The organism is Xanthomarina sp. F2636L (genome assembly GCF_026410195.1).
Taxonomy (GTDB): domain Bacteria; phylum Bacteroidota; class Bacteroidia; order Flavobacteriales; family Flavobacteriaceae; genus Xanthomarina.
This window is the reverse complement of sequence record NZ_JAPMLM010000058.1, coordinates 253933-279048: the sequence shown is the minus strand read 5'-3', so window position 1 is coordinate 279048 and position 25116 is coordinate 253933. Positions and strand designations below refer to the sequence as shown.

At 31.3% G+C, this 25116-nt stretch carries 26 protein-coding genes and 1 riboswitch; of the genes, 9 read left to right on the top strand and 17 right to left on the bottom strand.

The features are described 5' to 3' along the window. Nucleotides 1–110 precede the first annotated feature (110 nt). The gene (locus OS191_RS05105; RefSeq protein ID WP_267154639.1) at nt 111–2489 is read right to left on the bottom strand and encodes a TonB-dependent receptor; all 2379 of its coding nucleotides are present in this window, start codon (nt 2487–2489) and stop codon (nt 111–113) included. A 163-nt stretch (nt 2490–2652) separates the two neighbouring features. Between OS191_RS05105 and OS191_RS05100 the strand changes: the two genes are divergently transcribed. Continuing rightward, complete coding sequence (locus OS191_RS05100; protein WP_267154638.1) at nt 2653–3249, top strand: YdeI/OmpD-associated family protein; 597 nt, start codon at nt 2653–2655, stop codon at nt 3247–3249. Between the two features lie 9 nt (nt 3250–3258). Here OS191_RS05100 and OS191_RS05095 read toward each other — a convergent pair whose 3' ends face one another. The 5 genes from OS191_RS05095 to OS191_RS05075 form a co-directional block, all read right to left on the bottom strand. After that, nucleotides 3259–4296, bottom strand: coding sequence for a hypothetical protein (locus OS191_RS05095; protein ID WP_267154637.1), 1038 nt, complete (start codon nt 4294–4296; stop codon nt 3259–3261). 201 nt (nt 4297–4497) lie between these two features. Then, nucleotides 4498–4791 carry a preprotein translocase subunit YajC gene (gene yajC, locus OS191_RS05090; RefSeq protein WP_267154636.1) on the bottom strand — a complete coding sequence of 98 codons (294 nt, stop codon included), beginning with the start codon at nt 4789–4791 and terminating at the stop codon, nt 4498–4500. Between the two features lie 4 nt (nt 4792–4795). Next, complete coding sequence (locus tag OS191_RS05085; protein WP_267154635.1) at nt 4796–5356, bottom strand: DUF1573 domain-containing protein; 561 nt, start codon at nt 5354–5356, stop codon at nt 4796–4798. 49 nt (nt 5357–5405) lie between these two features. Beyond that, a complete protein-coding gene (gene nusB / locus OS191_RS05080) occupies nt 5406–6350 on the bottom strand; it encodes a transcription antitermination factor NusB (RefSeq protein ID WP_267154634.1) in 945 nt (314 codons plus the stop codon). A 129-nt stretch (nt 6351–6479) separates the two neighbouring features. Beyond that, nucleotides 6480–7583 carry a Glu/Leu/Phe/Val family dehydrogenase gene (locus tag OS191_RS05075; protein ID WP_267154633.1) on the bottom strand — a complete coding sequence of 368 codons (1104 nt, stop codon included), beginning with the start codon at nt 7581–7583 and terminating at the stop codon, nt 6480–6482. Between the two features lie 145 nt (nt 7584–7728). On the opposite strand from OS191_RS05075, the gene OS191_RS05070 reads away from it, so the two are divergent. Then, a complete protein-coding gene (locus OS191_RS05070) occupies nt 7729–9483 on the top strand; it encodes an ABC transporter ATP-binding protein (protein ID WP_267154632.1) in 1755 nt (584 codons plus the stop codon). Nucleotides 9484–9640: 157 nt separating this feature from the next. Beyond that, complete coding sequence (locus tag OS191_RS05065) at nt 9641–10030, top strand: PUR family DNA/RNA-binding protein (RefSeq protein WP_267154631.1); 390 nt, start codon at nt 9641–9643, stop codon at nt 10028–10030. A gap of 59 nt (nt 10031–10089) precedes the next feature. Here the strand turns inward: OS191_RS05065 and OS191_RS05060 are convergent, their stop codons facing one another. Genes OS191_RS05060 through OS191_RS05050 form a run of 3 tightly spaced genes read right to left on the bottom strand, consistent with a single transcriptional unit; the run spans nt 10090 to nt 12371 of the window. Beyond that, nucleotides 10090–11121, bottom strand: a complete 1032-nt coding sequence (locus OS191_RS05060) for a lysophospholipid acyltransferase family protein (protein WP_267154630.1) — start codon at nt 11119–11121, stop codon at nt 10090–10092. After that, a complete protein-coding gene (locus OS191_RS05055) occupies nt 11118–12032 on the bottom strand; it encodes a bile acid:sodium symporter family protein (RefSeq protein ID WP_267154629.1) in 915 nt (304 codons plus the stop codon). The genes OS191_RS05060 and OS191_RS05055 overlap by 4 nt, the downstream gene beginning before the upstream one ends. A 3-nt stretch (nt 12033–12035) precedes the next feature. Next, the gene (locus OS191_RS05050) at nt 12036–12371 is read right to left on the bottom strand and encodes a tRNA-binding protein (protein ID WP_267154628.1); all 336 of its coding nucleotides are present in this window, start codon (nt 12369–12371) and stop codon (nt 12036–12038) included. A 150-nt stretch (nt 12372–12521) separates the two neighbouring features. On the opposite strand from OS191_RS05050, the gene OS191_RS05045 reads away from it, so the two are divergent. Continuing rightward, on the top strand, nt 12522–13082 hold the full coding sequence (locus OS191_RS05045; protein WP_267154627.1) for a thioredoxin family protein: 561 nt from the start codon (nt 12522–12524) through the stop codon (nt 13080–13082). 1 nt (nt 13083) lies between these two features. Here the strand turns inward: OS191_RS05045 and OS191_RS05040 are convergent, their stop codons facing one another. Continuing rightward, nucleotides 13084–14316 (bottom strand): glycosyltransferase, encoded by a 1233-nt coding sequence (locus OS191_RS05040; RefSeq protein WP_267154626.1) that lies wholly within the window; start codon nt 14314–14316, stop codon nt 13084–13086. A 16-nt stretch (nt 14317–14332) separates the two neighbouring features. After that, nucleotides 14333–14806, bottom strand: coding sequence for a heme-binding domain-containing protein (locus OS191_RS05035; RefSeq protein ID WP_267154625.1), 474 nt, complete (start codon nt 14804–14806; stop codon nt 14333–14335). Between the two features lie 74 nt (nt 14807–14880). Between OS191_RS05035 and OS191_RS05030 the strand changes: the two genes are divergently transcribed. The 3 genes from OS191_RS05030 to OS191_RS05020 all read left to right on the top strand — a co-directional run bounded on the left by OS191_RS05030 (nt 14881) and on the right by OS191_RS05020 (nt 17106). Next, nucleotides 14881–15408, top strand: coding sequence for an adenylosuccinate lyase (locus OS191_RS05030; RefSeq protein ID WP_323370056.1), 528 nt, complete (start codon nt 14881–14883; stop codon nt 15406–15408). Between the two features lie 119 nt (nt 15409–15527). After that, nucleotides 15528–16871 (top strand): adenylosuccinate lyase, encoded by a 1344-nt coding sequence (gene purB, locus OS191_RS05025; protein ID WP_267154623.1) that lies wholly within the window; start codon nt 15528–15530, stop codon nt 16869–16871. A 1-nt stretch (nt 16872) separates the two neighbouring features. After that, nucleotides 16873–17106, top strand: coding sequence for a hypothetical protein (locus tag OS191_RS05020; protein WP_267154622.1), 234 nt, complete (start codon nt 16873–16875; stop codon nt 17104–17106). 51 nt (nt 17107–17157) lie between these two features. On the opposite strand, the gene OS191_RS05015 is transcribed toward OS191_RS05020, so the two are convergent. From OS191_RS05015 to OS191_RS05000, 4 genes are read right to left on the bottom strand one after another with little or no spacing between them, the layout of a single operon-like run. After that, nucleotides 17158–17700 carry a GFO_1091 family lipoprotein gene (locus OS191_RS05015; RefSeq protein WP_267154621.1) on the bottom strand — a complete coding sequence of 181 codons (543 nt, stop codon included), beginning with the start codon at nt 17698–17700 and terminating at the stop codon, nt 17158–17160. A gap of 5 nt (nt 17701–17705) precedes the next feature. Further along, nucleotides 17706–18272 (bottom strand): GFO_1090 family protein, encoded by a 567-nt coding sequence (locus OS191_RS05010; RefSeq protein WP_267154620.1) that lies wholly within the window; start codon nt 18270–18272, stop codon nt 17706–17708. 52 nt (nt 18273–18324) lie between these two features. Further along, nucleotides 18325–18801, bottom strand: coding sequence for a PG0215 family putative anti-sigma factor (locus tag OS191_RS05005; protein WP_267154619.1), 477 nt, complete (start codon nt 18799–18801; stop codon nt 18325–18327). Next, a complete protein-coding gene (locus OS191_RS05000; RefSeq protein WP_267154618.1) occupies nt 18788–19297 on the bottom strand; it encodes a GFO_1088 family ECF-type sigma factor in 510 nt (169 codons plus the stop codon). The genes OS191_RS05005 and OS191_RS05000 overlap by 14 nt, the downstream gene beginning before the upstream one ends. Nucleotides 19298–19436: 139 nt before the next feature. Between OS191_RS05000 and OS191_RS04995 the strand changes: the two genes are divergently transcribed. Beyond that, nucleotides 19437–20864: a GFO_1087 family putative carboxy terminal peptidase gene (locus OS191_RS04995; RefSeq protein ID WP_267154617.1), complete on the top strand. Its 1428-nt coding sequence runs from the start codon at nt 19437–19439 to the stop codon at nt 20862–20864. 30 nt (nt 20865–20894) lie between these two features. Then, on the top strand, nt 20895–21593 hold the full coding sequence (locus OS191_RS04990) for a Dph6-related ATP pyrophosphatase (protein ID WP_267154616.1): 699 nt from the start codon (nt 20895–20897) through the stop codon (nt 21591–21593). Between the two features lie 124 nt (nt 21594–21717). Here OS191_RS04990 and OS191_RS04985 read toward each other — a convergent pair whose 3' ends face one another. Beyond that, nucleotides 21718–22782, bottom strand: coding sequence for a YncE family protein (locus tag OS191_RS04985; RefSeq protein WP_267154615.1), 1065 nt, complete (start codon nt 22780–22782; stop codon nt 21718–21720). A gap of 5 nt (nt 22783–22787) precedes the next feature. Next, nucleotides 22788–24623 (bottom strand): TonB-dependent receptor plug domain-containing protein, encoded by a 1836-nt coding sequence (locus OS191_RS04980; protein WP_267154614.1) that lies wholly within the window; start codon nt 24621–24623, stop codon nt 22788–22790. A 32-nt stretch (nt 24624–24655) separates the two neighbouring features. Then, nucleotides 24656–24951: riboswitch (cobalamin riboswitch) on the bottom strand. Nucleotides 24952–25116: the final 165 nt, after the last annotated feature.

The window sequence follows — 25116 nt, the reverse complement described above, 5'->3', positions numbered from 1 at the left end:
GAAATAATTATAATAACTCTTTAGAAATTTTATATTGTTCTAATAATAGCAACAAAAAAGTGCAGCTCCATATAGGCTGCACTTTTTTGTAGTAATCAAAATATTTGTATTTAAAAGGAATAAGATAAAACTCCAGCGAAGTTTCTTGGATCTGTTTGGTTTATATACGTTGTTCTATAAGTATTATAACCAATCTCATTAAACACATTATTTAACAACACTCTAAAACCCCAATGCTCATTAAATTTATATGCTGCTTGCATATTTACTTGTGTGTAAGCATCTACAATAAAGGGTTTCTGGTTAGGCACAATCCCTTCATGAGTAACAGCTCCAGAACTCCAATCGTTTATAGGTCTTTCACCTGTAAAATAAACTCCAGCTCCAACAGACAAGCCGTCTAAAAGACTATTAAATCCATAATTAACATAGGCATTAAAGGTGTGTTTTGGTGTATTTAAAGGCGCAGAACCATATACATAAGAGGTGTGCTCTTTATATTGTGCGTCTATATATGAGTATCCAGTAATAAGTTCTAGATTTTCTAGAATTCTTCCACTAAGTTCCACTTCAATACCTTTTCTTTCATCGTTTCCTCCTTTTTGATAGTATCCTGTAGCAACCCAGTTTTCATCGTAAACAGGTAAGTTAATGTCTTTGTTATTGATTTTAAAGAAAGTAAAATTAAACCTTAAACGACTATTCAGCCAATTAGTTTTTATTCCTGCTTCAAATTGGTCGTAACGCTCATTTCCTAATTCGTTTCCATTAACATCTAAACGTGTTGCTGTTCTTGGATACGAGCTATTAGTATATGAAGCAAATACGTTAATATTTTCTATTGGAGTTACAATAATGCCTCCTAATGGATTAAAAGCATCACTTTGAACCGTTTCAATTTCAGCTTCTGTTTGTGTTTTACTATAACGTACTCCTAAAAAGGCTTTTAACCATTTATTAAATGTTACAACATCTTGTGCAACAAAACCAATAGCACTAGTACTTGCTCCAGACAATCTAGCATCACCAAAACTTAAATCGTCAGGTAAATTTCTAGTGTTATTTGTATATACATTAATGGTATCAACAGTTGAAATACTTTGATTTTTAGTATTGAAAGACGATGTTCTATAATCAAAACCTACTTGGAACGTATGCGATATACGACCTGTTTTTATATCTTCTCCTACTAAATCGAATTGTAATACACTATTATCATCTTGTCTTTCAGAAATAGCATAACCACGTTTACGTTGGTTGTAAATTGGATTATCTAATGCATCTTCTATTACTCCTCCAAGACTAGCTCCTTTATCGTCTAAATCTAAATTCGATTTATAAAAAGCTCCCAAAAGATTCAATTTATCAGTTAATTCTCGTGTAAACCTTAAAGAGTAGGTTGTGTTTTTTGTTAGCGCTTTATCATTTTTAAAACCTAAAAACTGATCATAAGGTAAGTCATATATTGCATTAATATCATTTTCAGCAAGATTAACAGTACCAACATCTGGTGTTCTACTATCGTCAAAATAGTCCATCTCAAGTGTTAAGGTTGTTTTATCATCTACTTGCCATTCTAAAGAAGGATTGATATAAAATCTATTCGAAGAAATTCCAGAACGATAACTATCAGCTCGTTCTATGGCACCATTAATTCTAAATGCCACATTTTGCTTTTTGGTTAAAGGTCCAAACACATCAAAAGCTGTACGTAATTGCCCATAACTTCCTGCTCTTACATAGGCATTCCCTCCAAAATAATATTTAGGTGTTTTGGTTACTATATTTATAATTCCTCCTGGACTACCTAAATCGGTTGCTACGCCTTGGGTAATGGAAGCAGAACCTTTTAAAACTTGGATGTTATCCACCCCTTGCATATCTGTTAAAATACCAACACCTCTAAAATCTGAATGTACCCGAACACCATTCTTTAATATAGGAATTCCTCTAAATCCACGGGAGGACATACTCTCACGTTTATTTCCATAAGTTGCAAAGGTATAAACACCTGGAACGTTTTTTGTGGCATCAGAAATAGTTAGGTTTCCCTGTTGAGTTATTACTTTTTCTGATACTATGGAAATACTTTGAATTTGCTCATAAGGTGCCAAAGGCAATCTAGTAATGGCTTCAATTTTATCTGGATGTTTATTTCGGTTCCCAAAAAGCTCAACTTCGTCTAAATAAGAATCGCTTTCTAACTTAAAATTTAGGTTTATAGTTTCGTTATCTAATAATTGCACTGTTTTGGTTGATGATACATAACCAACAGAAGATACTTTTACTTCATACACGCCAGCTTTAAGGTTATTTAATTCAAAATAACCACTCTCGTTAGCTGTAGTTCCAATATCTGTCTCTAGAAGTATTACATTGGAATAGGATATGTCTTCGCTGTTATGACTCTGAATATGTCCCGTAATTTTTGATTGGGAAAATGAAATTTGAACTACTATAAGAAGAAGTAAACTTGATATTTTATACATGATTTTAATTTAGATTGATTTTAAATTGGGTGCAAATATAATCCCCATAAACACATCTGCAAATTTTATTTAGACTAAATTTAAATAGTGTTTTGTAAACTACTCAAACTCTACAATATAGAATGAAAAAAAATATGTACTTTTATAGAAACTGTTGTTAAATATGAAAAAAGCTAGCTCTATTGAAGAGTATATTGAAATTAACCCTCTTTATAAGGAAGCTCTAGAACTACTAAGACAGCTTATAAATTCAACCGAATTAGAAGAAACCTTTAAATGGAGTTCTCCCGTTTATACTTTAGATGGGAAAAATGTTTTGGGGCTAGGTGCTTTTAAGAATCATTTTGGCATTTGGTTTTTTAATGGTGTGTTTTTAAAAGATGAAAAACAACTCTTAGAAAAAGCACAAGAAACAACCAAAGCATTAAGACAAATGCGTTTTGAAAATATTAGAGATATTAATAAATCTATTGTTTTAAATTATATACATGAAGCTATAGAAAACCAAAAATCCGGAAAAATATTAGAACCTGAAAGGAGAGGAAAATCGGTAATAATCCCAAAAGAATTACAACAAGAATTAAAATCTAAACCTAAGTTGTTAGCTGCTTTTAAAACACTTGCCCCTGGAAAACAAAGAGAATACTGCCATTATGTAGATTCTGCTAAACGGGAAACAACCAAACATTCTCGACTAGTTAAAATTAAACCTATGATTATACAAGGACTTGGTTTACACGACAAGTACAAGAATTGTTAACAGTCTTATTTAAAGTAAAAAGCGATAATTTAAGGAAAGCAACATAGATTTTCTATTTCCTAAAACACCAAATTCTGTACGTAACATCCAATGTTTATTATACTGAAACTGCGCTCCAATAATCCCATTCCATTTTTGTTGTACTTGCTTATCTAAACCGTATTTTATTATAGCTTCACCATCAGCATCTGCTAAGCGATCTACTATAGGAGTAAGAATTTTATCTGCAGCAATCTTTTGAGGAATGGTTGCTTCATTATCATACCAATTATAATAATCGTTTACAATTTGATCACGTTTAGTTCCATCAGAAGCAGGCAACGCATCTTTTAATTTTAATTGTCCTGAAGTATCAGCACCTGTTTCCATAAAAAATCCACCTACCCATGCAGCTATGTTTCTCTCGGGTCTGTTTTTAAAAACAAAACTATGTCCAACTCTAATTCCTGTAACTCTAACGGGGACAGCTTTATCCAATAGTTCAGGTTTATTCCATGAGAAATTAGCATCTACTGAAAAAAATACAGGCCCAACTGTTCCAGCTGCCATAATTCCAATCCCATAAGTTGATACATTTTGTTCTACAACCGACTGTAAGGTTATTGGGTAAACTAAGTTAATTTCAGTTTTAGTATTTGCATACCCTAAAATACCATACACATTAAGAAATGGAAAAACCCATATATCTGGTCTTACGTTTACTGTATAAGAAGTGTTTTTATTATCACCAAATTTTATAAAATCTATTGGTGTTAATCCTATATCATTAAATTCATTTTGTAAACCCAATTGTAAGTTAGTTACAGAGATTCCTTGTTCCATCCACATAAAGTTTCCCATAACTCCTAATGGATAAGGAATATCAAAACCTTTCTTATAAGCTCCTTGCCCAAAAATTGGGAATACATGCTTATATTCAACTTGTTTTAAGCTATCTCTATAGGCCTCGAACTTTGGACTAACTTTTAACGTTGGTTCCTGAGCATTGGTAATATTAACAATAGCAATGCTAAGAAGACAAATAGTAATTATTTTTTTTAAACTCATTGTTCTTATGGGGTGTTTATGCTATAATAATTTTAAAAATAAATAAGCACTTATATTCTAAAGATAGAAAGGGTTTAGAATATAAAAGATGTGATTCTGTAAAATTATTTATATAACTAAACAATATCGGAATTAATATTTTAAATAAAACAAAAAAAGCCACTATATAAGTGACTTTTTTTTAAAATAATTAAATTCAAATTACTTTTTAGTTTCTACAGAAGAGTTGAGTTTTTTACTCATTTCCATGGAAATGGCTGATCTATCGAATTTTATTTTTCCAGCTAATGTTTCAATAACACAGCTAGCGTCCGAGTCGTTTAGCTCTACAACTTTACCATGCATTCCACTTTTTGTAATTACTTTATCTCCACGTTTTAATTCGGCAGCGAATTTTTTTTCTTGTTTTTGACGTTTCATTTGTGGTGCAATCATAAAGAAATACACAACAACAAACATTAAAATAAACGGCAAAAAAGTGCTAATATCTCCCATTTACCTAATCGTGGTTATGACCTTCATGACCTGGTTGCGTACTAGATTTTACTGCTGCTGGAGCTCCCATTGCTCCTCCTATTGGCGCTTGAGCTTGAGCAGGTTTTACTGGTGCATTAGGATCTGGCTTAACAAAAGCAGAGATTTTAACTGTTTCTTTTCCAGATTCCGTATTAGCTGTAATGGTAACTGTTTTAGATACTTTGTTAGCTCCTGTTCCATTAAATTTTACAGTAAAATGCCCAGAGTCTCCAGGTTGTAAAGGCTCTTTACTCCAATCTTGAGGGACAGTACATCCACAAGAACTTTTAATATCTGTAATTACTAAAGGAGATTCTCCTGTGTTTGTGTAATTAAAAACTGTTTCCACATTTGCTTTAGCTTCCATTTCGCCAAAATCGTGTTCTGTTTTATCAAATGTAATTACAGGAAATTTTGAAGAATTAGCATCTCTTTCTGCTGCTACAGCAACATTCTCTTCATTAATTTTTTTTGAAGCATCTTCTTTACAAGATGAAAATGCTATTAAACATAGAGCTGATAGCCCTAAAAGTGCTTTTTTCATTTTTAAAATTTTTTTTAATTTAATTCGTAAAAGTAATAATAATTTCTAACTACATCAAACCTCTTCCGGTTTTATTTAAAGTATCGTTTTCTTGGTATTCTTTAATAAGCTTGTCTAAAATACCATTAATAAAAATGCTGCTCTTAGGTGTGGAGTACTCCTTAGCTATTTCTAGATACTCATTTATGGTTACTTTAACTGGTATTGATGGAAATTTTTGTATTTCGCAAATAGCCAATTTTAACAAAACATTATCTAAGCTTGCAATTCTTTCAGAGTCCCAATTTTGGGTTTTATCATTTATAATATCGGAAAACTTAGATTGGTTTAAAAGTGTTTTCTTAAACAGTTCTATAGCATATGATTTATCCTCAATATCTTTATATAGTTTTGGTAAGAAATAGGTAGATAAAGAGTCTTGTTTTACTTTACGTAAAAGCTTTAAGATGGCTGTATTTACAACAGGTAAATCGTCTAGCCAAGTTAAATTTTTATCTTCTATATAATCGTAAAGTTTATTGTTAGGAGCTATTATTTCTGTAAAGACATCAACAACAAATTCTTTGTCTTCTTTAAAACTGGTGGTTTTTGTTTGCATGTATTGAGCATACAAATCGCTTGCTAAAATTTCACGAAAAATAATATCTACATATTCAGAATCTAAATCCCAATTAACAGTTCCTCTTTGTTCTAGTTCGTCTTGAAGAAGTACATTATTTTTTAACATTAAAAGCACTTCGTTATTTACTAGCTTTTTATTGGGATCTTTTTCCTCTTTTGTGGCAAGATGCTTTTTGCTGGATTTATCTAAATGATCTTCAGATTTTTTTTGAACTTCAATAAGTAAAGAAATCAATAATAAATACAGGTTGTAAATATTATCTAAACTGTGTAGCAAAAACTTTTGCTCTTTATCGAAACTATCGCTTTCTCCTCCTTTGAAGGAATAAATAGTTTGCATGACCTTAATTCTAATATGTCTTCTATTTAGCATATATACAAAGAACTTTAATATTTAATATTTAATGAAATTCCTTTAATTAGAAATAACAGTTTTCTTTCAATTAAAAAAGGCGAAAGTTATGTAACTATCGCCTCGCAAAAATAATATTATTTTAAAGAATTATCTCTTATTCTCTTTTTTTCTTGTCTCAATTCTATTTTGAGCAATATTTAATGCTGCATGATTGGTTGTAATATTATGCGTTTTAGCATTTGTTAATATTTCCAAGGTCGTATTGTAAATATTTTCAGTTTTACGCATAATTTCTTTTCTATCGTAACCTTCTAACTCTGCATATACATTAATAATACCTCCAGCATTAATTAAGAAGTCTGGTGCATACACAATACCTCTTTCTTGAAGAATTTTTCCATGTTTCTCTTCAACAGCTAATTGATTATTTGCTGCTCCAGCAATAACCTTAGCTTTTATTTTATAAATGGTATCGTCGTTTATAGTTGCTCCAAGCGCACAAGGTGCATAAACATCCATTTCTTCTGAATATAAATCGCTACCCCCATAAATTGTGACACCGTACTTTTTTCTTATCTCTTCTAAACGCTCTTGGTTTATATCTGAAATAGTAACTTTAGCTCCTTCATCTACTAAATGTTCTACAAGTGCTTCTCCAACATTACCTATACCTTGAACAAAGATATTTTTATCTTCTAATACATCTGAACCAAATTTAAATTTAGCTGCAGCTTTCATTCCCATAAAAACACCGTATCCTGTAATTGGCGATGGGTTGCCTGACCCTCCTAAAGATTCTGAAATACCGGTTACATAAGGAGTTATTTCTCGTACAGTGTCCATGTCTGCAGTGGTCATTCCAACATCTTCAGCAGTAATATATCTTCCACTTAAAGAATGAACAAATTCTCCAAATTTCCTCATTAATTCTGGAGTTTTCTGAGTTTTAGCATCTCCAATAATAACAGCTTTACCTCCACCTAGATTTAAACCAGTTATGGCAGACTTAAAAGTCATACCTCTTGATAGACGAAGTACATCATTTAAGGCCTCCCATTCATTTGTGTAATTCCACATTCTAGTTCCTCCAAGTGCTGGACCTAATACTGTATTATGAATTCCTATTATTGCTTTTAATCCTGTATCTTTGTCGTTGCAAAACACAACTTGCTCATGATTATCGAATGAAAGTTGACCGAAAACTGGGTCGACTTTGTGAAGTTCGTTTGCGTTAATAACGTCTGTAACCATTTTATTTTTAGATTTAATGTTATAGATTTTGTTTTTAATAATTATTAAAAACAACTTGCAAAATTAATCCATTATTAAGGTAAACACAAATTATTAATGGAAAAATGCGAAATTGTTAAAAACTTTATGCGTTTCAACTAGTTAAATGAAAGAATTACAACACCTCAATAAGTATTTTTTTAAATATAAATGGCAATTAATAATTGGTATTTTAATTACTATAATCTCAAAAATATTCCTCTTAATTACACCTGAACTTATTGGGTCTTCTATAGATGTTGTTAACGAATATTTACAAGGGGAAATTACCGACATAGTAGTCGTGAAAAAGGAGCTATTAATCAATATTTTTTACATTATTGGAGCTGCGTTAATTACAGGATTACTAACTTTCTTTATGAGACAAACTATTATTAATGTGTCTCGATACATTGAATACGATTTAAAAAACGAAGTCTACAAACATTATCAGATCTTACCATTAAAGTTTTATAAAAATAACCGAACTGGCGACTTAATGAATAGAATTAGTGAAGATGTTAGTCGTGTACGCATGTATGTAGGTCCTGCTATTATGTATAGTATTAACACCATTACACTGTTTGCTATCTCCATTGGTTTTATGTACAAACAAGCACCATTATTAACGCTCTATACCATTATTCCATTACCCATTTTATCTTTTATTATTTATAAGTTAAGCAAAGAAATACATAAAAGAAGTACGGTTGTACAACAGTATTTATCCCATTTATCTTCTTCCACACAGGAATCGTTTAGTGGCATTTCTATTATTAAAGCCTACGGATTAGAAAATGAAACCTCAAAAGATTTTAATGAACTATCTGAAACTAGCAAACAAAAACAATTAAGCCTTGTACAAATAAGGGCATTTTTCTTTCCAATGATGATTTTACTTATTGGTATCAGCAACATCATCGTAATATATGTTGGTGGCTTACAATACATTCATGGCGAAATTAGTTTAGGAGTAATAACAAAATTTATTATTTATGTTAATATGCTTACTTGGCCGGTAGCCACTGTAGGTTGGGTGACTTCTATTGTTCAGCAAGCCGAAGCATCTCAAAAACGTATTAACGAATTCTTAAAAATAACACCAGAAATAACGAATACGGCTCCAGAACCGTCTAACATAATTGGAGATATCGAATTTAAGAATGTTCATTTTACATATAACGACACGAATATTAAAGCATTAAAAGGCGTGTCTTTTCAATTAAAACACGGTAAAACCTTAGCTATCATAGGAAAAACCGGTTCTGGAAAATCTACCATTTTAGATTTAATTGGACGATTATATGATGTTGAAAAAGGCGAGTTGCTAATAGACAACAAACCTATTGACAAACTAAATTTAATGAGTTTAAGAGATAGTATTGGCTATGTACCTCAAGATGCCTTTTTGTTTTCGGATACCATAAAAAACAATATTAAATTTGGTAAAGAAAATGCGACAGATCAAGAGGTTATTCAAGCTGCAAAATACGCGCAAGTTCACAATAACATCACCACTTTTAATAAAGGTTATAACACTATTTTAGGAGAGAGAGGAATTACTCTTTCTGGTGGACAAAAACAACGAATATCTATAGCTAGAGCTATTATTAAAGACCCAAAAATCTTATTGCTGGACGACTCACTATCTGCTGTCGATACAGAAACTGAAGAGAAAATCCTGAAACATCTTCAAAATTTAGCAAAAGGAAAAACAACCATTATTGTAAGTCATAGAGTTTCTTCTGTAAAAAATGCCGATCAGATTATTGTATTAGATGATGGAGAAATTATACAAACTGGAAATCATGAAACACTAGTAGATATAGATGGTTATTATAAAAATCTTTATTTAAAACAATTAAGTGAGACAACCAATTAAGTTCTTATTCAGCGTTTAAATTACAGATAGTTATACCTATGGTAGTTACACCATGCAGATATAATTATAATTTGAATAAAAAGAATTAACGCAAAATGTTGGTTGGTAACTGTTTTTTTTAGATTTTTGGAAAACTATTATAAACAACAATACGATTATGAATAATAATGACATGATGGAGAAAGAAGAGATTTTTTCTAAAGTATTAAGAGCTGGTAGAAGAACATATTTCTTTGATGTTAGATCCACAAAAGCTGGAGATTATTACTTAACTGTTACTGAAAGCAAGAAATTTACAAATGATGATGGATCGTTTCATTATAAAAAACATAAAATCTATTTATACAAAGAAGATTTTACAGAGTTTAATAGTATTCTAAATGAAATGACTGATTACATCATTAACGAAAAAGGAGATGAAGTAATAAGCGAACGTCATCAAAAAGACTTCAAAAAAGAATACGAAACACAAAATGATAAAGTTGATACAACTGTTGAAAACAACTCTACTGAAAAGTTTACTGATATAGATTTCGACGATATCTAAGAAACATATCACATCGTTTAAAGCCATTACTCTGTAGTGGCTTTTTTTATGAAAAAAAATTATAGTTTAACACTAATTAAGGCGATCAGCAAAACTGCTATAACATAAGCTACACCATAAATTAAACCAAAATTTAAAGCAATTACAATACAAATAAGCAATAACCAAATTGGCACTATAGTTATGGCTATTGCAAACCTGAAAGTAGCAAGGAACTCTACTTCGGCGATTTTAGGTTTTATATAATACCTCCAAATTACAACTGGTATAAACAGATTTAAAATTAACAAGCTAGTAAAAAGTTGTTTAATCCCGTTTTTAGTTTGCTTTGGTTTTGTTTCACATTGTTGAAAGTTTGTTTCAATGCAATTATTAACAGCTTTCGGGTTTAAATAATCCACATTCAAAACATTTAGTTTCTCTATGGTTTCAGCATAAACATCACTTTCAATATGTGTTGTTAAACCTTTTATTTGGCTTTGAACAGTTTGTCTTAAAGTAATCACTTCTTCATTAGAGAAATTAGAAACCATTGATTTGGCTGGAATAGGAGTTCCATAATATAAAGAAACACTATCTCCATAAGTGGTGCCTTCTTTATAGTTTATACCAATTGGCACCAATTGCAAATCTAAATCCGGATAGGTACTTAAGGCCTCGAAAATAATCCTGGTAAACCCTTTACTTAAAGGTCTAACCGTTCTGTTTATATGATGATTTCCTTCTGGAAAAAGAGCTACTGCTTGATTTGTTTTAAGTTTTTCTGTACAGGTTTTAAAAATAAAATTATTCTTACTAATTGTACTCCAGCCATCCCTAACTCTGTAAACTGGTAACATGTTTACACTATGTAATAGTTTGGAAACCATTGTTTTTTTAAAGACACTAGCTCGTGTTAAAAAATAAGAGAATCTTCCAGAAGTTGTTGCAATCAATAAAGCATCTATTAAAGCATTCTGGTGATTTGACAGAAACAAAAGGGGTTTGTTTTTTGGTATGGAACTTTCTTTAACAACAGTAATTTTTTTGTAATAAAAAAATAACCCAATAGATATGTATATTTTAACCGTATGTAGCCAAAGTTTTCTCAAGAGACTTCTAGTATTTTATTTTCTTTATAAGACCAATAATAAGAAATTACTAGGCCTGAAATTATATGCCAGATACCCCAAAAAGCAGCCATAATTGCCATTCCTCCAAGCCCATCGAAAAAAGTAAAAATTAATAACAATCCCAAACCAGAGTTCTGTATGCCTGTTTCGATAGCTAAAGTTTTTTGATTTTCAAGCGATAAATTAAAAGCCTTAGCAACTGTAAATCCTAGTAAAATTGCTAGAAGGTTATGAAGGATGCCAATACCAATAACATGATGTGCATAATTATTGAATACATCTATGTTTTTAGTAAAAGCCATCACAACAATAATAACAAACACAATAATGGAAAGAGGTTTTAAGCGTTTAGATATTAAAATAGCAAGCTTTTCATTTTTTGCACGGAGCAGCATACCTAATATCAAAGGAATACCTAAAATAATTACAACAAGCTCTAAGAGTTCCAACGGATTTAACTGAACTTCTTTTAATAATAAAGATGTTGGTTCATACAAATATCCATAAAACTGAAAATTGAAAGGAGTCATAAACACGGCTATAAAAGTAGCAAAAGCTGTTAAACTAACAGATAGTGCTGTATTTCCATGTGCCAAATGTGTCATAAAATTAGAAATATTTCCTCCTGGACAAGCTGCAACCATCATCATACCAAGAGCGATACTAGGTTGTGGTTTAATAATTAAAATAAGTAAAAATGTAAGAAACGGTAACAAAACAAACTGCAACAAAACCCCAATCAAAACCAATTTAGGTTGTTTAAATAAACGTTTAAAGTCTTCTAGTTTTATACCAAGAGCTACGCCAAACATTATTATAGCAAGTGCTATGTTTAATATCCAAAGACTCTGATTGTCAAAATTAATCTTTACTTGGTCTAGTTCTAACATAAATTAAGAGACTGTTGTTCCGTTTTTAACTTTAGTTTCAGGGTTTAATAGAATCACATTTTCAGCATTTACAGCTCCTAATATTAAACAATCGCTCATAAAAGAGGCTATTTGCTTTCTTGGAAAGTTAACAACTGCAACAATTTGTTTGTCTAATAAATCTTCTTTTTTATAAAGTGTTGTTATTTGAGCAGAAGTTTTCTTTATTCCTAAGTCTCCAAAATCTATGGTTAGTTGATATGCAGGTTTTCGTGCTTCAGGAAAATCGGCTACTTCCAAAATGGTTCCTATACGTAAATCTACTTTTACAAAATCTTCAAATTGAATGGTATCACTCATCTTTAAAAGTTAGTTAGCTGGATTTTTAAGAAAAACAAATAGTTGTTTTTAGTAAATAGTTCTGCAATATAAGTATATCCATGTAATTCTTATTGATTTGGAATACTGATTATAAAATTGTATTTTATATTTTAGTGAAAAATTAAAAATATGGCTAGTACTCCTTCAAATATGCTTCCTTTAGAAACTAAAGCACCTTCCTTCACATTAACTGATACAGTTTCAGGTAATAACTATTCTTTAGAATCTATAAAAGGATTAAAAGCAACGGTTATCATGTTTATATGCAATCATTGTCCTTTTGTAAAACATATTAATAGTGAAATTAGTCAGATGGCAAAAGACTACAAAAGTAAAGGGGTTAATTTTATAGCTATTTCTAGTAACGACGTTGAGAATTATCCTCAAGACTCACCAGAAATGATGAAGAAAAATGCCATAGAACAAGGATTTATATTTCCATATTTATACGATAAGTCTCAAGAAGTAGCTAAAGCATACAAAGCTGCATGTACTCCAGATTTCTATGTTTTTAATCAAGATTTAAAATTAGTTTATAGAGGTCAGTTAGACGATTCAAGACCAGAAAACAACCTACCTGTTAATGGAAAAGACATACGTCATGCTTTAAATTGCATTCTTGAAAACAAGGAAAACACAAATACACAAAAACCGAGTATTGGCTGTAATATTAAGTGGAGAAAAGACTAGTTTACTTATTCTTTCCCTCAATCCATTTACTCATATATTTGGTACTTTGCATACTCTGATGTTGAAGCATTTGTCCTGTAAAATTACTTAGGCGATGATTCTCCAAATGCTTTATAATTTCTTCAATTCTATCAATAAACACAGAGTTAAATTGCTCCTTTTGAAAGCGCTGGTTGATAATTTTAAAACCATTTTTCTGTTTTTCTATCCAAAGTTTTTCATTTATATATAAAGCCACACATTTATCTGCAAACTCTTGTGGATCATCTTCAATAAATCCATTAGGATCTAATTCTCCAAACATGCCTTCTGCTCCAATACGTGTAGTAACACATGGCGTTCCATATGTCATGGCATCTACCAACTTTCCTTTTAATCCAGCTCCAAACCGAATAGGTGCCAAACATATTTTTGAGATCTGCATAACGCTTGAAACATCTTTTGCAAAACCCTTTACTAAAAAACCTGTTTTCTCGTTGTGTAACTGGGTTACTTTTTGAGAAACATAAGCGCCATAAACATGTAATTCTGCTTTTGGTAATTGCTTTCTAATTAAAGGCCAAATAGTTTCTTTCAAATATAAAACGGCATTATAGTTAGGTTCGTGAAGAAAATTTCCAATACTTATAAAGTGTTTTCTAGATTCAAATCTCGGGAGTTTTTCAATATCAGAAGTTGCTATTTTCTCTAATAAAAAAGGCAAATAACACAAAATAGTTTTGGGCACTTTAAACTTTAATTCTAGAAGGTCCATTTCAACTTCAGAAATAATTAAAGTTAAATCGCATCTATATATACTCGCTATTTCTCGTTTTGAAGTATCATTAAATAAATATTCTAAACCAAAAGGCTTATTTGCCTTTAATGCCAATTGCCTGCCTTTTCGTAAACCGTGTAAATCTTCTGTATCAAGTATTCTTAACGCATTCGGGCATTGTTCAGCCACGCGCCAACCAAATTGCTCTTCCATCATAAATCTATCAAATAAAACCACATTTGGGTTTAATTTCTTAACAAAAACATCAAAACTGGAGTTATTCAGTTCAATAGGAATTTGTGTCACTTGAATACTTTCTAGATTAAAAGCATTGTCGTTTTTAGCACAAGGACTTGCAAAAGTAATGTTGTAGTTTTTAGATTGAAATAACTCAATTATTTGTAACATTCTACTTCCAGCAGCTGAACTTTCAGGCTCTGGCCAAACGTAACCAACTATAAGTAAGTTTTTATACATGAAAAATTTGAATATTTTATTCTGGCTTTGGTATCAAACTATACTTAAACCGCACTTGTTTGGCCCATTCCACCATATCTTGAATTTGAGACTCTGAAAGCTTGGCTTCTTGATGTGTCCATGTATAAGAAGGTAAAGGCATTTCTTTTTCTTCAATCATCTCTATAAGTTCATCAAATTTATGATCCTTCTTTTTAACCGATAAACCTTCCCAATTAGACATATTAAAATGCTTTTTTCCATGTTTTACATGATCTGCCATCCAGTAGTTTACTGGCGTAACACTACTGTACCACGGGTACTTTGTAACATTGGAATGGCAATCGTAACAAGTTTCTTTTAAAATAGCTTTAATATTTTCTGGCGGATTAGTTTCAGATAAAAAAGGTTCTAAAGAAACAAAATCGCCTTCATTCTTTTCAGGACCAAAAAATTGAGCAACAACAAATACAATTAGCACTACTAGTAATATTTTTTTTGTAGTTTTCATTTTTGAATAGTTTCAGAAAATAAAAATAAGTATTTCTTGTGACTAAAGACCAACTTTATAATGAATTAAATTTCGTGAATCATACGCGAGACAAGCGTTTGAAGTATGCTAATTTAATTTTAGACACACCAGAACTACTTCCTGATTTACTGGATATTCTATTTGATGTAGATGACAAAACATCTTGCAGAGCAGCTTGGGTCTTAGAGTTTGTATGCGCCGACAACTTAGAATTACTACTTCCTTACTTGGATGTATTTACTGAAAATATTAATAAGGTGCATTTAGATCCAGCAGTAAGACCAATTGCAAAAATATGTGAGTATTTAGCAAAAGCATATTTTTCTAAAACAGCGAATAAGGTACAATTAATTTTAACCAATAAACACAAAGAGCTAATTGTAGAAACTTGTTTTGATTATATGATTAACGATGAGAAAATAGCACCCAAAGCATATTCTATGAACACACTTTTCCTCTTTGGAAATGAATTTGATTGGATTCATCCAGAATTAATAATAATTATAGAACGGGATTACCAGATACAGAGTTCGGGTTTTAAAGCACGGGCAAGGCAGATTTTAAAAAAGATTAAGAAGTAGTGCATTAGCCATAAAATTCACAAATCTTAAATCGACTATAGAAAATGATTTCATTATCTTTGCATCTTTAAAATTTGCATTGAAAATTAATTTAAAATGCACAAAAACCAACACAACACATGTCTTTAACATCTTTAAATGCTATTTCTCCTATCGATGGTCGTTACAGAAATAAAGTAAACGAATTAGCGCCATATTTTTCTGAAGAAGCCTTAATTAAATATCGTGTACAAGTAGAAATTGAGTATTTTATTGCACTTTGCGAAGAGCCTCTACCTCAACTTGAAGCTTTTAACACCAATTTATTTAATGATTTACGTGCTATTTACAAGAATTTTACAACTATTGATGCGTCTGCCATTAAAGAGATTGAAAAAGTAACAAATCACGATGTAAAGGCTGTTGAATATTTTATAAAAGACAAGTTTGATGCTTTAGGCATTTCAGAATATAAAGAGTTTATTCATTTCGGATTAACATCACAAGACATCAACAACACAGCCATTCCTTTAAGTATTAAGGAAGCTATGAATAATGTGTATGTACCTGAATATATTATTCTTCATAAAAAATTAAAAGATCTTTCAATAGATTGGGCAAACATTCCAATGTTGGCTAGAACTCACGGACAACCAGCTTCTCCTACACGCTTAGGAAAAGAAATTGAAGTGTTTGTTGTTAGACTTGAGGAGCAATTTAATTTATTAAATGATATTCCAAGTGCTTCGAAATTTGGTGGAGCCACAGGTAACTTTAATGCGCATAAAGTGGCTTACCCAAACATTGATTGGAGAGCTTTTGGCAAAAATTTTGTGCAAGGGAAGTTAGGGTTACAACATTCATTTCCTACAACGCAAATTGAACATTACGACCATATGGCTGCTTTGTTTGACTGCCTAAAACGCATTAATACTATTTTAATAGATTTAAATAGAGACATTTGGACTTATGTGTCTATGGATTATTTTAAGCAAAAAATTAAAGCAGGAGAAGTTGGTAGTTCTGCTATGCCACATAAGGTAAATCCTATCGATTTTGAAAATAGCGAAGGAAATTTAGGGATTGCCAATGCTGTTTTCGAGCATTTATCTGCTAAACTTCCTATTTCAAGGTTACAAAGAGATTTAACAGACAGTACAGTTCTACGTAATGTTGGTGTTCCTTTTGGACATACTTTAATTGGGTTTAAATCCACTTTAAAAGGATTGGGGAAACTGCTTTTAAACGAAAGCAAATTTGCAGAAGATTTAGAAAACAATTGGGCTGTTGTGGCTGAAGCTATTCAAACTATTTTACGTCGTGAAGGGTATCCAAATCCTTACGAAGCCTTAAAAGGATTGACAAGAACCAACGAAAAAATAAACAAACAATCTATTTCTAGTTTTATTGATACCTTAGAAGTTTCAGATAAAATTAAAAACGAGTTAAAAACTATCTCACCTAGAAATTATACGGGAATTTAGCATGATATTTACAGACAGACAATCGTTAATTATATGTGCTGTGGTAATCCTTGGATTTTCTATTTCTGGCATAATAGGTATTTTAGATAATTATGTTATTATCCTAGTACTTTTAGTTTTGTTTGTATTGGTAGTAATTAATTTATTTTTGAATAAACAACTCTATGAAAAGGAGAGTGACATGATAGAAAAAACTGATGAAAATAAATCGTCTTTCACTCAAGACAACAACTAAAAAAAAAGCTTCTAAATTAAGAAGCTTTTTTTTATTCTGTAAGTATCCATTCTAATTAAAGAAATTTGCAATATCTTGAAATTGTGAAGTATCAAAATCTGAATTTTGAACGGCACTAATTAGTGTTGCCATTTTTTCAGGACGCATATTATTTCCTAAAACTCTAACAACACCAAAGCCCATATCTTTGGAGCTGGAGAATACAATAAACTCATCTGCAGCATCATCGTCTCCAATATATTTAACAACTATTTTAGCAGCTTTATCATTAAACTCAATAAGTTCAATATATTTTTTATTACTTAAAATGGATTTTACTTTAGCAAGCTCTTGAATGTAAACATCTTGATTGCTATCCGTAATTTTAAATCCTAAAAAGTTGAGTCTTTTTACAGACTTATAAGCTTCCTTCTGCTCTTCAGTTAAAGAAGTTTCATCTAATTCTACAATAGTTGTAGGAATATCGGCTGAAATAAAATCCGGAGTTTCTTGATGATCTACAAAGTATGTCTGTAGAGACTCACCATTATTACAACTTACTAGCATGATGAGTGCTAGTAAGCTGAATAGTGTTGTTTTAATTGAAGAATTCATAAGTTTTACTTTTTGTTTTTCTTATCTAAATGCTCACTACCCTGAATATTCATTTTCTTGGTAAGTTTAGAGATTTGGTTTAAATCGATATCTCCTGTTAAAGACACAACTACCGTTTCAAACTCACGTTTTTCACCATTCATATTTACTTCCATATCTTTAGTAACAGCGCTTAAACCATCTACAAACATCAGGAATTCGCTTACGTGATCTTCGTCTCTTCCTTGCTTTACATAAAAGGTCATATTAACACCATTATCTTTTACTTCCATTAATTCTTCCAAAGCATTTTTACGAGATTGCACCCATTTTGACACATCTCCAGAGATAGATTTGTTACCTGTTGTAATAACTTTAAAGCTGGTAATACTATTTACCATATTAATATATTCTTGTGCTTCCGGATCGTCGGAATTGATATCCATTTTCGCTAACATTTGAAACATTTTTGGTTTAATAGACACATAGGTTACATCTGGATTATCGCTGTATTTTGAGAAAATATCCTGCGCCATAGATGTTAATGGCAATAACATAATTGCCATTAAAAAGAGAATTGCTTTATTTTTCATTTTTCTTGTTTTTAATTTATTTATAGTTTTCATTTTATTTGTTTTTAAGGGTTTATTTAAAGATTATTTTTGTTTTATTTTCCATCTCATCCAAGTAGGTTACTTTAGACATTCCGGAATCTATTTGACCTAGATAACTTAGTTTTTCGGTTCCTTTATTTATGCTGTTAGAAATTAATTCTAAAGATTTAACTACTTCGTTATAGGCCATCATTGGATCGTCGAAAGTTCCTAAATCATCTTCTTGTTGAAGGATAGATGTATTAAAAAAAACTCCTAATAAAAGAACTGCTACTGCTGCTACCGAAATCCACTTATAACTTATAGTTTTCTTAGATTTTAATGGAACGGTTTTAGTAAAGGTTTCGTTTTGGTTTACCGTAAAGTAAGTAAACATAGGTTTGTACATCTCTAAATGTGCTGCAACAGTTTCTTGAGAAAAATAGTTTTTTAACTCTTGCTCCTCTTTTAAAGATGTTTCGCCGTTTTCGTACTTTTCAAGTAAGTTTTCTATATTATTTAGCTCCATAGCTATGTGTTTTAGTTAATTGTTCTCTAATTGATTTTCTTGCTCTGGACAAAGCCACTCTTACTGCCGTATTTTTCATGTCTAACATTTTGGCAATTTCATCCAAATCATATTGTTCTATATCTCTTAATTGAATAACCATTTTTTGCTGTTCGGGTAAATTCTCAATAATTCTTGCTACCCAATCTACACTATCGTTTAATTCAACCTGTTTTTGTAAAGACGTATTTTTGTCTTGATAATTACTATGTACAATTTTTAAGTTTTGTGCATGTTTGGACTTTAATTTATCCAAACAAAAATTCTTGGTCATCGTCATAGAAAATGCTTCCACATTTTTATATTCTTCAATCTTTGTTTTATTATTCCACAGTTTCAACAAAATCTCTTGAGTTGCATCTTCAGCTTCTTCTTTAGAAACTAATAAGCGCTTTGCTAAACGAAAGACTTTATCTTTAAAAGGCATGACTATATTTAAAAATTCTGCCTGTGTCATAGTTTTGTTTGGTTTTAAACAGTTGGTTTATGCCTGCTTATTATTACGACGATACATTTGTTGTTTTGTTACAAAAAATTTTTTGTCTAAGATAAAGTAAGTACTTTTATTCCTATTCTTCGGAAGAAAAAGTTCTTATATGAAAATCAAACAATTAAAAATACTTAGCTTATTATTCTTAATATCCTTCATTTCAGTTGGGTGTTTTGAAGATTTAGACGACAATCCTGTTTCAACCAGAGACTTAAACAATTTTGTTTGGAAAGGCTTAAATACCTATTATTTATATAAAGATGATGTACCAAATTTAGCAAACGACAGATTTACAGAATCTGAATATGACAGTTATTTAAACAGTTTTTCTTCTCCTGAAGGTTTATTTGAAAGTCTCATCTACCAAAGACAAACTATTGATAGATTTAGTTGGATAACAGATAATTATATTGAGTTACAACAACAGCTTAACGGAACGACTTATAACAACGGCATGGAGTTTGGCTTAGTCCGTTTTTCAAGTACCAGTTCTGACGTTTTTGGATATGTACGTTATGTATTACCGAATACTGATGCAGAAAGTAAAGGTTTAAAGCGTGGCGATATTTTCCATGCCGTAAATGGCGTTTCTCTGAATGTGAATAATTACAGAGACTTATTAAGACCGAATAATTACACTATAAATTTAGCTATTTACAACGATAATGGCACTACAGAAACTGATGATGATTCCATTGAACCCACAAACCAAAGCATTAACTTAACAAAATCACCTTACACCGAAAACCCTATTTTTATCAAACAAGTACTAGAAGTAGCCAACCAAAACGTAGGTTATTTAATGTATAACGGTTTTACAAGAGATTTTGATAACCAACTAAACGATGCCTTTGGATATTTCCAATCTCAAAACATACAGAATTTGGTTTTGGATTTACGTTATAATTCCGGAGGCTCGGTCAATACTGCTATTTTATTATCCAGCATGATTACTGGACAATTTACAGGGCAAGTTTTTAACACCAATCAATGGAATAGTGAGATTCAATCGCAATTAAATCCAGGTTCTTTAGTAAATAATTTTGTCAATAATGATGATGGAACTTCGTTAAACAGCCTAAGTTTAGGAAAACTATATGTTTTAACTAGTAAAAGTACAGCCTCGGCAAGCGAATTGGTAATTAATTGTTTGAATCCGTATATTGAAGTTGTTCAAATTGGAACAAGTACTACAGGAAAATATCAAGCGTCTATAACTCTTTACGACTCGCCAGATTTTAGAGGTATAAACATCAATCCCATTCACACCTATGCCATGCAGCCTTTGGTTTTAAAAACTGCAAATTCCATTGGGAATACAGATTATAACGATGGCCTTTACCCAACAATTCAGGCTAAGGAACGCTATGGAAATTTAGGCGTTTTAGGGGATCCAGACGAAACTTTATTATCCTTAGCTCTACAACAAATTATGGATGGTGGACGAATGTCTATGCAGCCATTAAATTCTACAGAAGTTATTGGAGACAGTAAAGATTTCACTTTAACCAAAAACAGAATGTATATTGATTAGAAATGAATAATTTCTACTGTATTTTAATTTATGACAGCTTACAAAACCTACTTTAATTGGAGTACTGGAAAAGATTCTGCCCTGGCACTTTATTACTTATTACAAGATAAAGGTTTTAGTGTTGATAAACTAGTAACAACCGTAAACAGCGCTTTTAATCGGGTATCCATGCATGGAATAAGAATTTCCTTATTGAAAAAACAGGTTGCAGCTTTAGGAATTCCTCTTTCGCTAATAAAACTTCCAGAACAACCTAGTATGGAGGATTACAACCGTATTATGACCAAAGCTACAAATCAACTTAAAAAAGATGATTATAGTTATGGGGCGTTTGGCGATATTTTATTAGAAGATTTAAAACAATATCGTGAAAAACAATTAGGAAATCAAGGGATAAAAACGGCGTTTCCACTTTGGCAACGAAATACAAGCGAATTAATGCAAGAGTTTCTTGATTTAGGTTTTAAAGCCGTTGTAGTTTGTGCGGATTCAAAACATTTTTCGGAAGATTTTGTAGGAAGAACGTTGGACGAAGATTTAATTGCTTCCCTTCCAGAAGAAGTTGATCCGTGTGGCGAAAATGGCGAATTCCATACTTTTTGTTTTGATGGTCCTATATTCAAAAATCCTATAGAATTTGAAGTGGGAGAAAAAACCTATCGCGAATATCCAAAACCGAATTCTATAGATGCTGCTTCAGGGTTTTGGTTTTGCGATTTACTTGGATAACCATAAAAAAATGCCACTAATCTTAATTGGAGATTAAGGATATAGCGGCATCTAATACAAATAAAATGTTTTACTAAATTTTATATTTCAGTAAAAACCCGATACTTTAATATCGAACAAAAAACTAATTAAAATAAATTTTTGAAGCGATCAGTCCTACTTCAAAAGTATGAATTACAGATTTCGTGTTTAAATCGTAAACAATTAAGTCGCTTAAAGACACAAAGTCTTTGGCATCTGTAACATATAATTTATCATCTTTCACAGACATTCCATAAGGGGAAATTGCACCTAAGTTAATTATTGATGTACTAGGCAATGAACTGGCAGAGTCGCTTAACTCAAAAATCTCATTTCCAGACTGGTAATATACTTTTCCGTTTGTATATCCCATAACGCTTGGATGTACGCCATTGGCAAAAGTCAGAGTTTCCACAACTGTATTGGACGATAAATCTATTTTAGAAATAGACGCAGGGGTTTCATCACCTGTCCAAGCAGCTTTGCCTTCACATAAAACTACTAATTGTCCACTATTATTAATAATCATTTCATCTGGAACATCATTAACTAGAATAGTAGAAACATCAGCATTTGACACATTAATTACAGAAACTATATTATTAGAGCCATATCCTCCTTTATGAGATACATATAACTTATTTCCAACACTTAGTATTTGCTCCGGTCCTTCTTCTACCGGGATAGTATCAATTACCGCATTGGTTGCTAGATCTACAACTGCAATAAAATCATCTGTAGAATCTGTAGGATCTCCCCAATTTGTTACATAACCATTTCCTCCAGCAAAAGCTATAAATCTTGGTAGTTCCAACCCAGCAGAAATTGTTGCTTCTTTTATAAAACTATATCTATTTACTACATGGATATTATTGTTGTCAACAACCACATAGGCATTATTGTCATTAATTCCCATAGATTGCACATAAGTTCCTAATTCTTCAGCATTGACATTAAAAAATACATTGGTTTCTGCATTAGAAAAGTCATTAGAAATAAAAGACACCGAACCTGAAAGTGTACCACCTTCTGCACTTACAAAAATTCCATTCTCATAATCGCCTAAAGCAACTGGAGGATTCACAAAATTGTCATCGTCGTCACTACAAGACGTGGTTAGAAAACCAAATACTAAGACTAAAGTTAAAAATTTAAATACGTTTTTCATTTTTTTTAAAAATTAAGGTTTATATAAAAGTTATAATTATTTCCAGGCATATATCTATTTACTACTGCCTGGTAATTGACATTAAAAAGATTCTCAAATTGAATTCCTACAGTGTAATTAAGGTGTTTTCCAAAGGCATATTCCGCTCCAGCATTCGATAATAAATAAGCATCCAAAATATATTTAGGATTATTGTCTGATAATGTAAACACTTCTCCCACATATAACATTTGGTAATATGCAGACACACGTTTGTATTGATAATTCAGGGAAGCCGTAGCTTTATGGTAAGGCACATAAATTAGCTGCTTTTTGGTTTCTTTATTCTCAGACACGGTATAAGCATAGGTGCTACTTAAAGATATTTTATGAGCTTGAAATTGTTGTTCAAACTGAAATTTAGCTTCAAGTCCGTAACTTAAAACCTGATCGGTATTTATAGGTGTCCATATACTTCCGTTAGGAAGCCAACGAATCATATTTTTAATGTCGTTATAATACGCTACCACAGAAAAAGACAATTTGTTAAACGTTAATTCATTTCCTAGTTCTATCTGGTAGGATGTTTCTGGGTTTAACTCCAAGTTTCCACTTCCAAACCAATACAAATCGTTGTATGTAGGTATTCTAAAATTTTTAGAACCATTAATATTGATACGATAGTTGGGAGTTACACGATATTGCAATCCCAGACTATACAGCAAAGGACTTTCATAATTATTAGTAAGTTCTTTTCTAAGACTGGCTTCGTATAAAAACTTATTAAAGGTTTGCTTAAACAATAAACTGAAACTAGAAATAGTTCGTTCATTTTTAGCAATATCAGAGCCTTCTCCCGTGGTAGTTTTTAGATCCATAACACCTTGTAAACTAGCATTTTTAAGAATCTTATAGTCTAACTGATACTTTCCTATAAACGATTTTGCCTCTCCAAAACTAAAGTTCTCCTTTTCTATATTCGGGAAGTATTTATATTTTTCTGTTATATGTGCCAGGCTCATGGTGGAAATAAACCTCCCATAAAAACCTTGCCATTCTAAAAGGTTTCTAGTATTAAAATCTTGATATTTTGTAGGAGTTTCCGAAGGAAAAATTAAAGAAAAATGACGGTCGGAATCAAACAAATAACTGTACAACTTTACAACATTCTTATTATTTATTTTGTAACCAACATTTGCAGAAAATGTAGCATTATAAAATTGACCATTTAAATTAGTTTTATCGCTGTCTACGTACGGATAATCGTTTGAGGAACTTGTTCTACTTAAGCCTATTTCAACAGAAAATTTATCTGTAGACATGCTTCCATTATAGCTAAGATCTAATGTATTAAAGCTTCCATAACTAGCGTAAAGTTTGTTTTGGAAACCAGAATTAAATTTCAGATTATTATTTAAATGTACCGAACCACCAATAGCACCACTTCCATAGAGCACAGAGCCACCTCCACTTCTAACTGTAATATTATTGAAGTTTCTAATATTAATGGTATTAAAATCTGTTTGCCCATTAAATTGTGAATTAATATTAATCCCATTCCAAATAACGGCTGTTTGCTGCGCAGTTGTCCCTCTAAAAGATGGAGACGACACCATACCTAAACCATTTTCCTTAAAGTAAATAGAACCATTATTATTGAGCAGTTGTGTTAAAGATGAAGCGCTTCTTGTTAAAACACTATCTTTTAAAACACTTGTGAGCTGCGTATCTGAAAACGTTTGTAGATAGCTATCAGATTTTAAAACAATTTCGTCAAGTTGTTGTATAGAGTCCAGAGGCGACTGCGACCATGCCACAACACCTATATGTAAAACCAGAAAAAAGCTAAAAACCTGTTTCATATCCTTAAAGTTCTTTTCCCGAAAACTTTTAATTTAAGTTGATAATCATGGCAGGTCTCCTGACTTGTTTTATGCTATTGAACCTTCCCAGCTTTTATAAACCAGTGGTTATTGAAGTAATAGCCTCTCTAAAATGAGATACGTTTAATTAAGACGTATAAACTTACAGTTGCGGGAACAGTCCAAGAATGAAGATTAACACATATTGGTTTTTGATTTTATGAACTACACCACATAATTCAACAATCGCTTTTTAACAAGCATCAATCTTTTCACTTGATTCCCTTTTAATCGACTATATAGTCGAACCAAAATTCTTTGCAAAAATAGATTAATAAAAATGAATTACTCAAAGAACTTTAGAAAATTATTTTTTCTTATTGAGTTTGTAGATAAGATAAACGAAGCCAACTAAAAAATGGAAGATTATTATTCCTGCTACTATATATATTGTTAAATTTGACCCGTCTCTCATGGTTTTAGTTTTTACAAA

Bases quoted from the DNA above. Each gene is read 5' to 3' on its own strand.
- OS191_RS05105 (WP_267154639.1), bottom strand. From the start codon at position 2,489: ATGTATAAAATATCAAGTTTACTTCTTCTTATAGTAGTTCAAATTTCA.
- OS191_RS05100 (WP_267154638.1), top strand. From the start codon at position 2,653: ATGAAAAAAGCTAGCTCTATTGAAGAGTATATTGAAATTAACCCTCTT.
- OS191_RS05095 (WP_267154637.1), bottom strand. From the start codon at position 4,296: ATGAGTTTAAAAAAAATAATTACTATTTGTCTTCTTAGCATTGCTATT.
- yajC (WP_267154636.1), bottom strand. From the start codon at position 4,791: ATGGGAGATATTAGCACTTTTTTGCCGTTTATTTTAATGTTTGTTGTT.
- OS191_RS05085 (WP_267154635.1), bottom strand. From the start codon at position 5,356: ATGAAAAAAGCACTTTTAGGGCTATCAGCTCTATGTTTAATAGCATTT.
- nusB (WP_267154634.1), bottom strand. From the start codon at position 6,350: ATGCTAAATAGAAGACATATTAGAATTAAGGTCATGCAAACTATTTAT.
- OS191_RS05075 (WP_267154633.1), bottom strand. From the start codon at position 7,583: ATGGTTACAGACGTTATTAACGCAAACGAACTTCACAAAGTCGACCCA.
- OS191_RS05070 (WP_267154632.1), top strand. From the start codon at position 7,729: ATGAAAGAATTACAACACCTCAATAAGTATTTTTTTAAATATAAATGG.
- OS191_RS05065 (WP_267154631.1), top strand. From the start codon at position 9,641: ATGAATAATAATGACATGATGGAGAAAGAAGAGATTTTTTCTAAAGTA.
- OS191_RS05055 (WP_267154629.1), bottom strand. From the start codon at position 12,032: ATGTTAGAACTAGACCAAGTAAAGATTAATTTTGACAATCAGAGTCTT.
- OS191_RS05050 (WP_267154628.1), bottom strand. From the start codon at position 12,371: ATGAGTGATACCATTCAATTTGAAGATTTTGTAAAAGTAGATTTACGT.
- OS191_RS05045 (WP_267154627.1), top strand. From the start codon at position 12,522: ATGGCTAGTACTCCTTCAAATATGCTTCCTTTAGAAACTAAAGCACCT.
- OS191_RS05040 (WP_267154626.1), bottom strand. From the start codon at position 14,316: ATGTATAAAAACTTACTTATAGTTGGTTACGTTTGGCCAGAGCCTGAA.
- OS191_RS05035 (WP_267154625.1), bottom strand. From the start codon at position 14,806: ATGAAAACTACAAAAAAAATATTACTAGTAGTGCTAATTGTATTTGTT.
- purB (WP_267154623.1), top strand. From the start codon at position 15,528: ATGTCTTTAACATCTTTAAATGCTATTTCTCCTATCGATGGTCGTTAC.
- OS191_RS05020 (WP_267154622.1), top strand. From the start codon at position 16,873: ATGATATTTACAGACAGACAATCGTTAATTATATGTGCTGTGGTAATC.
- OS191_RS05015 (WP_267154621.1), bottom strand. From the start codon at position 17,700: ATGAATTCTTCAATTAAAACAACACTATTCAGCTTACTAGCACTCATC.
- OS191_RS05010 (WP_267154620.1), bottom strand. From the start codon at position 18,272: ATGAAAAATAAAGCAATTCTCTTTTTAATGGCAATTATGTTATTGCCA.
- OS191_RS05005 (WP_267154619.1), bottom strand. From the start codon at position 18,801: ATGGAGCTAAATAATATAGAAAACTTACTTGAAAAGTACGAAAACGGC.
- OS191_RS05000 (WP_267154618.1), bottom strand. From the start codon at position 19,297: ATGACACAGGCAGAATTTTTAAATATAGTCATGCCTTTTAAAGATAAA.
- OS191_RS04995 (WP_267154617.1), top strand. From the start codon at position 19,437: ATGAAAATCAAACAATTAAAAATACTTAGCTTATTATTCTTAATATCC.
- OS191_RS04990 (WP_267154616.1), top strand. From the start codon at position 20,895: ATGACAGCTTACAAAACCTACTTTAATTGGAGTACTGGAAAAGATTCT.
- OS191_RS04985 (WP_267154615.1), bottom strand. From the start codon at position 22,782: ATGAAAAACGTATTTAAATTTTTAACTTTAGTCTTAGTATTTGGTTTT.
- OS191_RS04980 (WP_267154614.1), bottom strand. From the start codon at position 24,623: ATGAAACAGGTTTTTAGCTTTTTTCTGGTTTTACATATAGGTGTTGTG.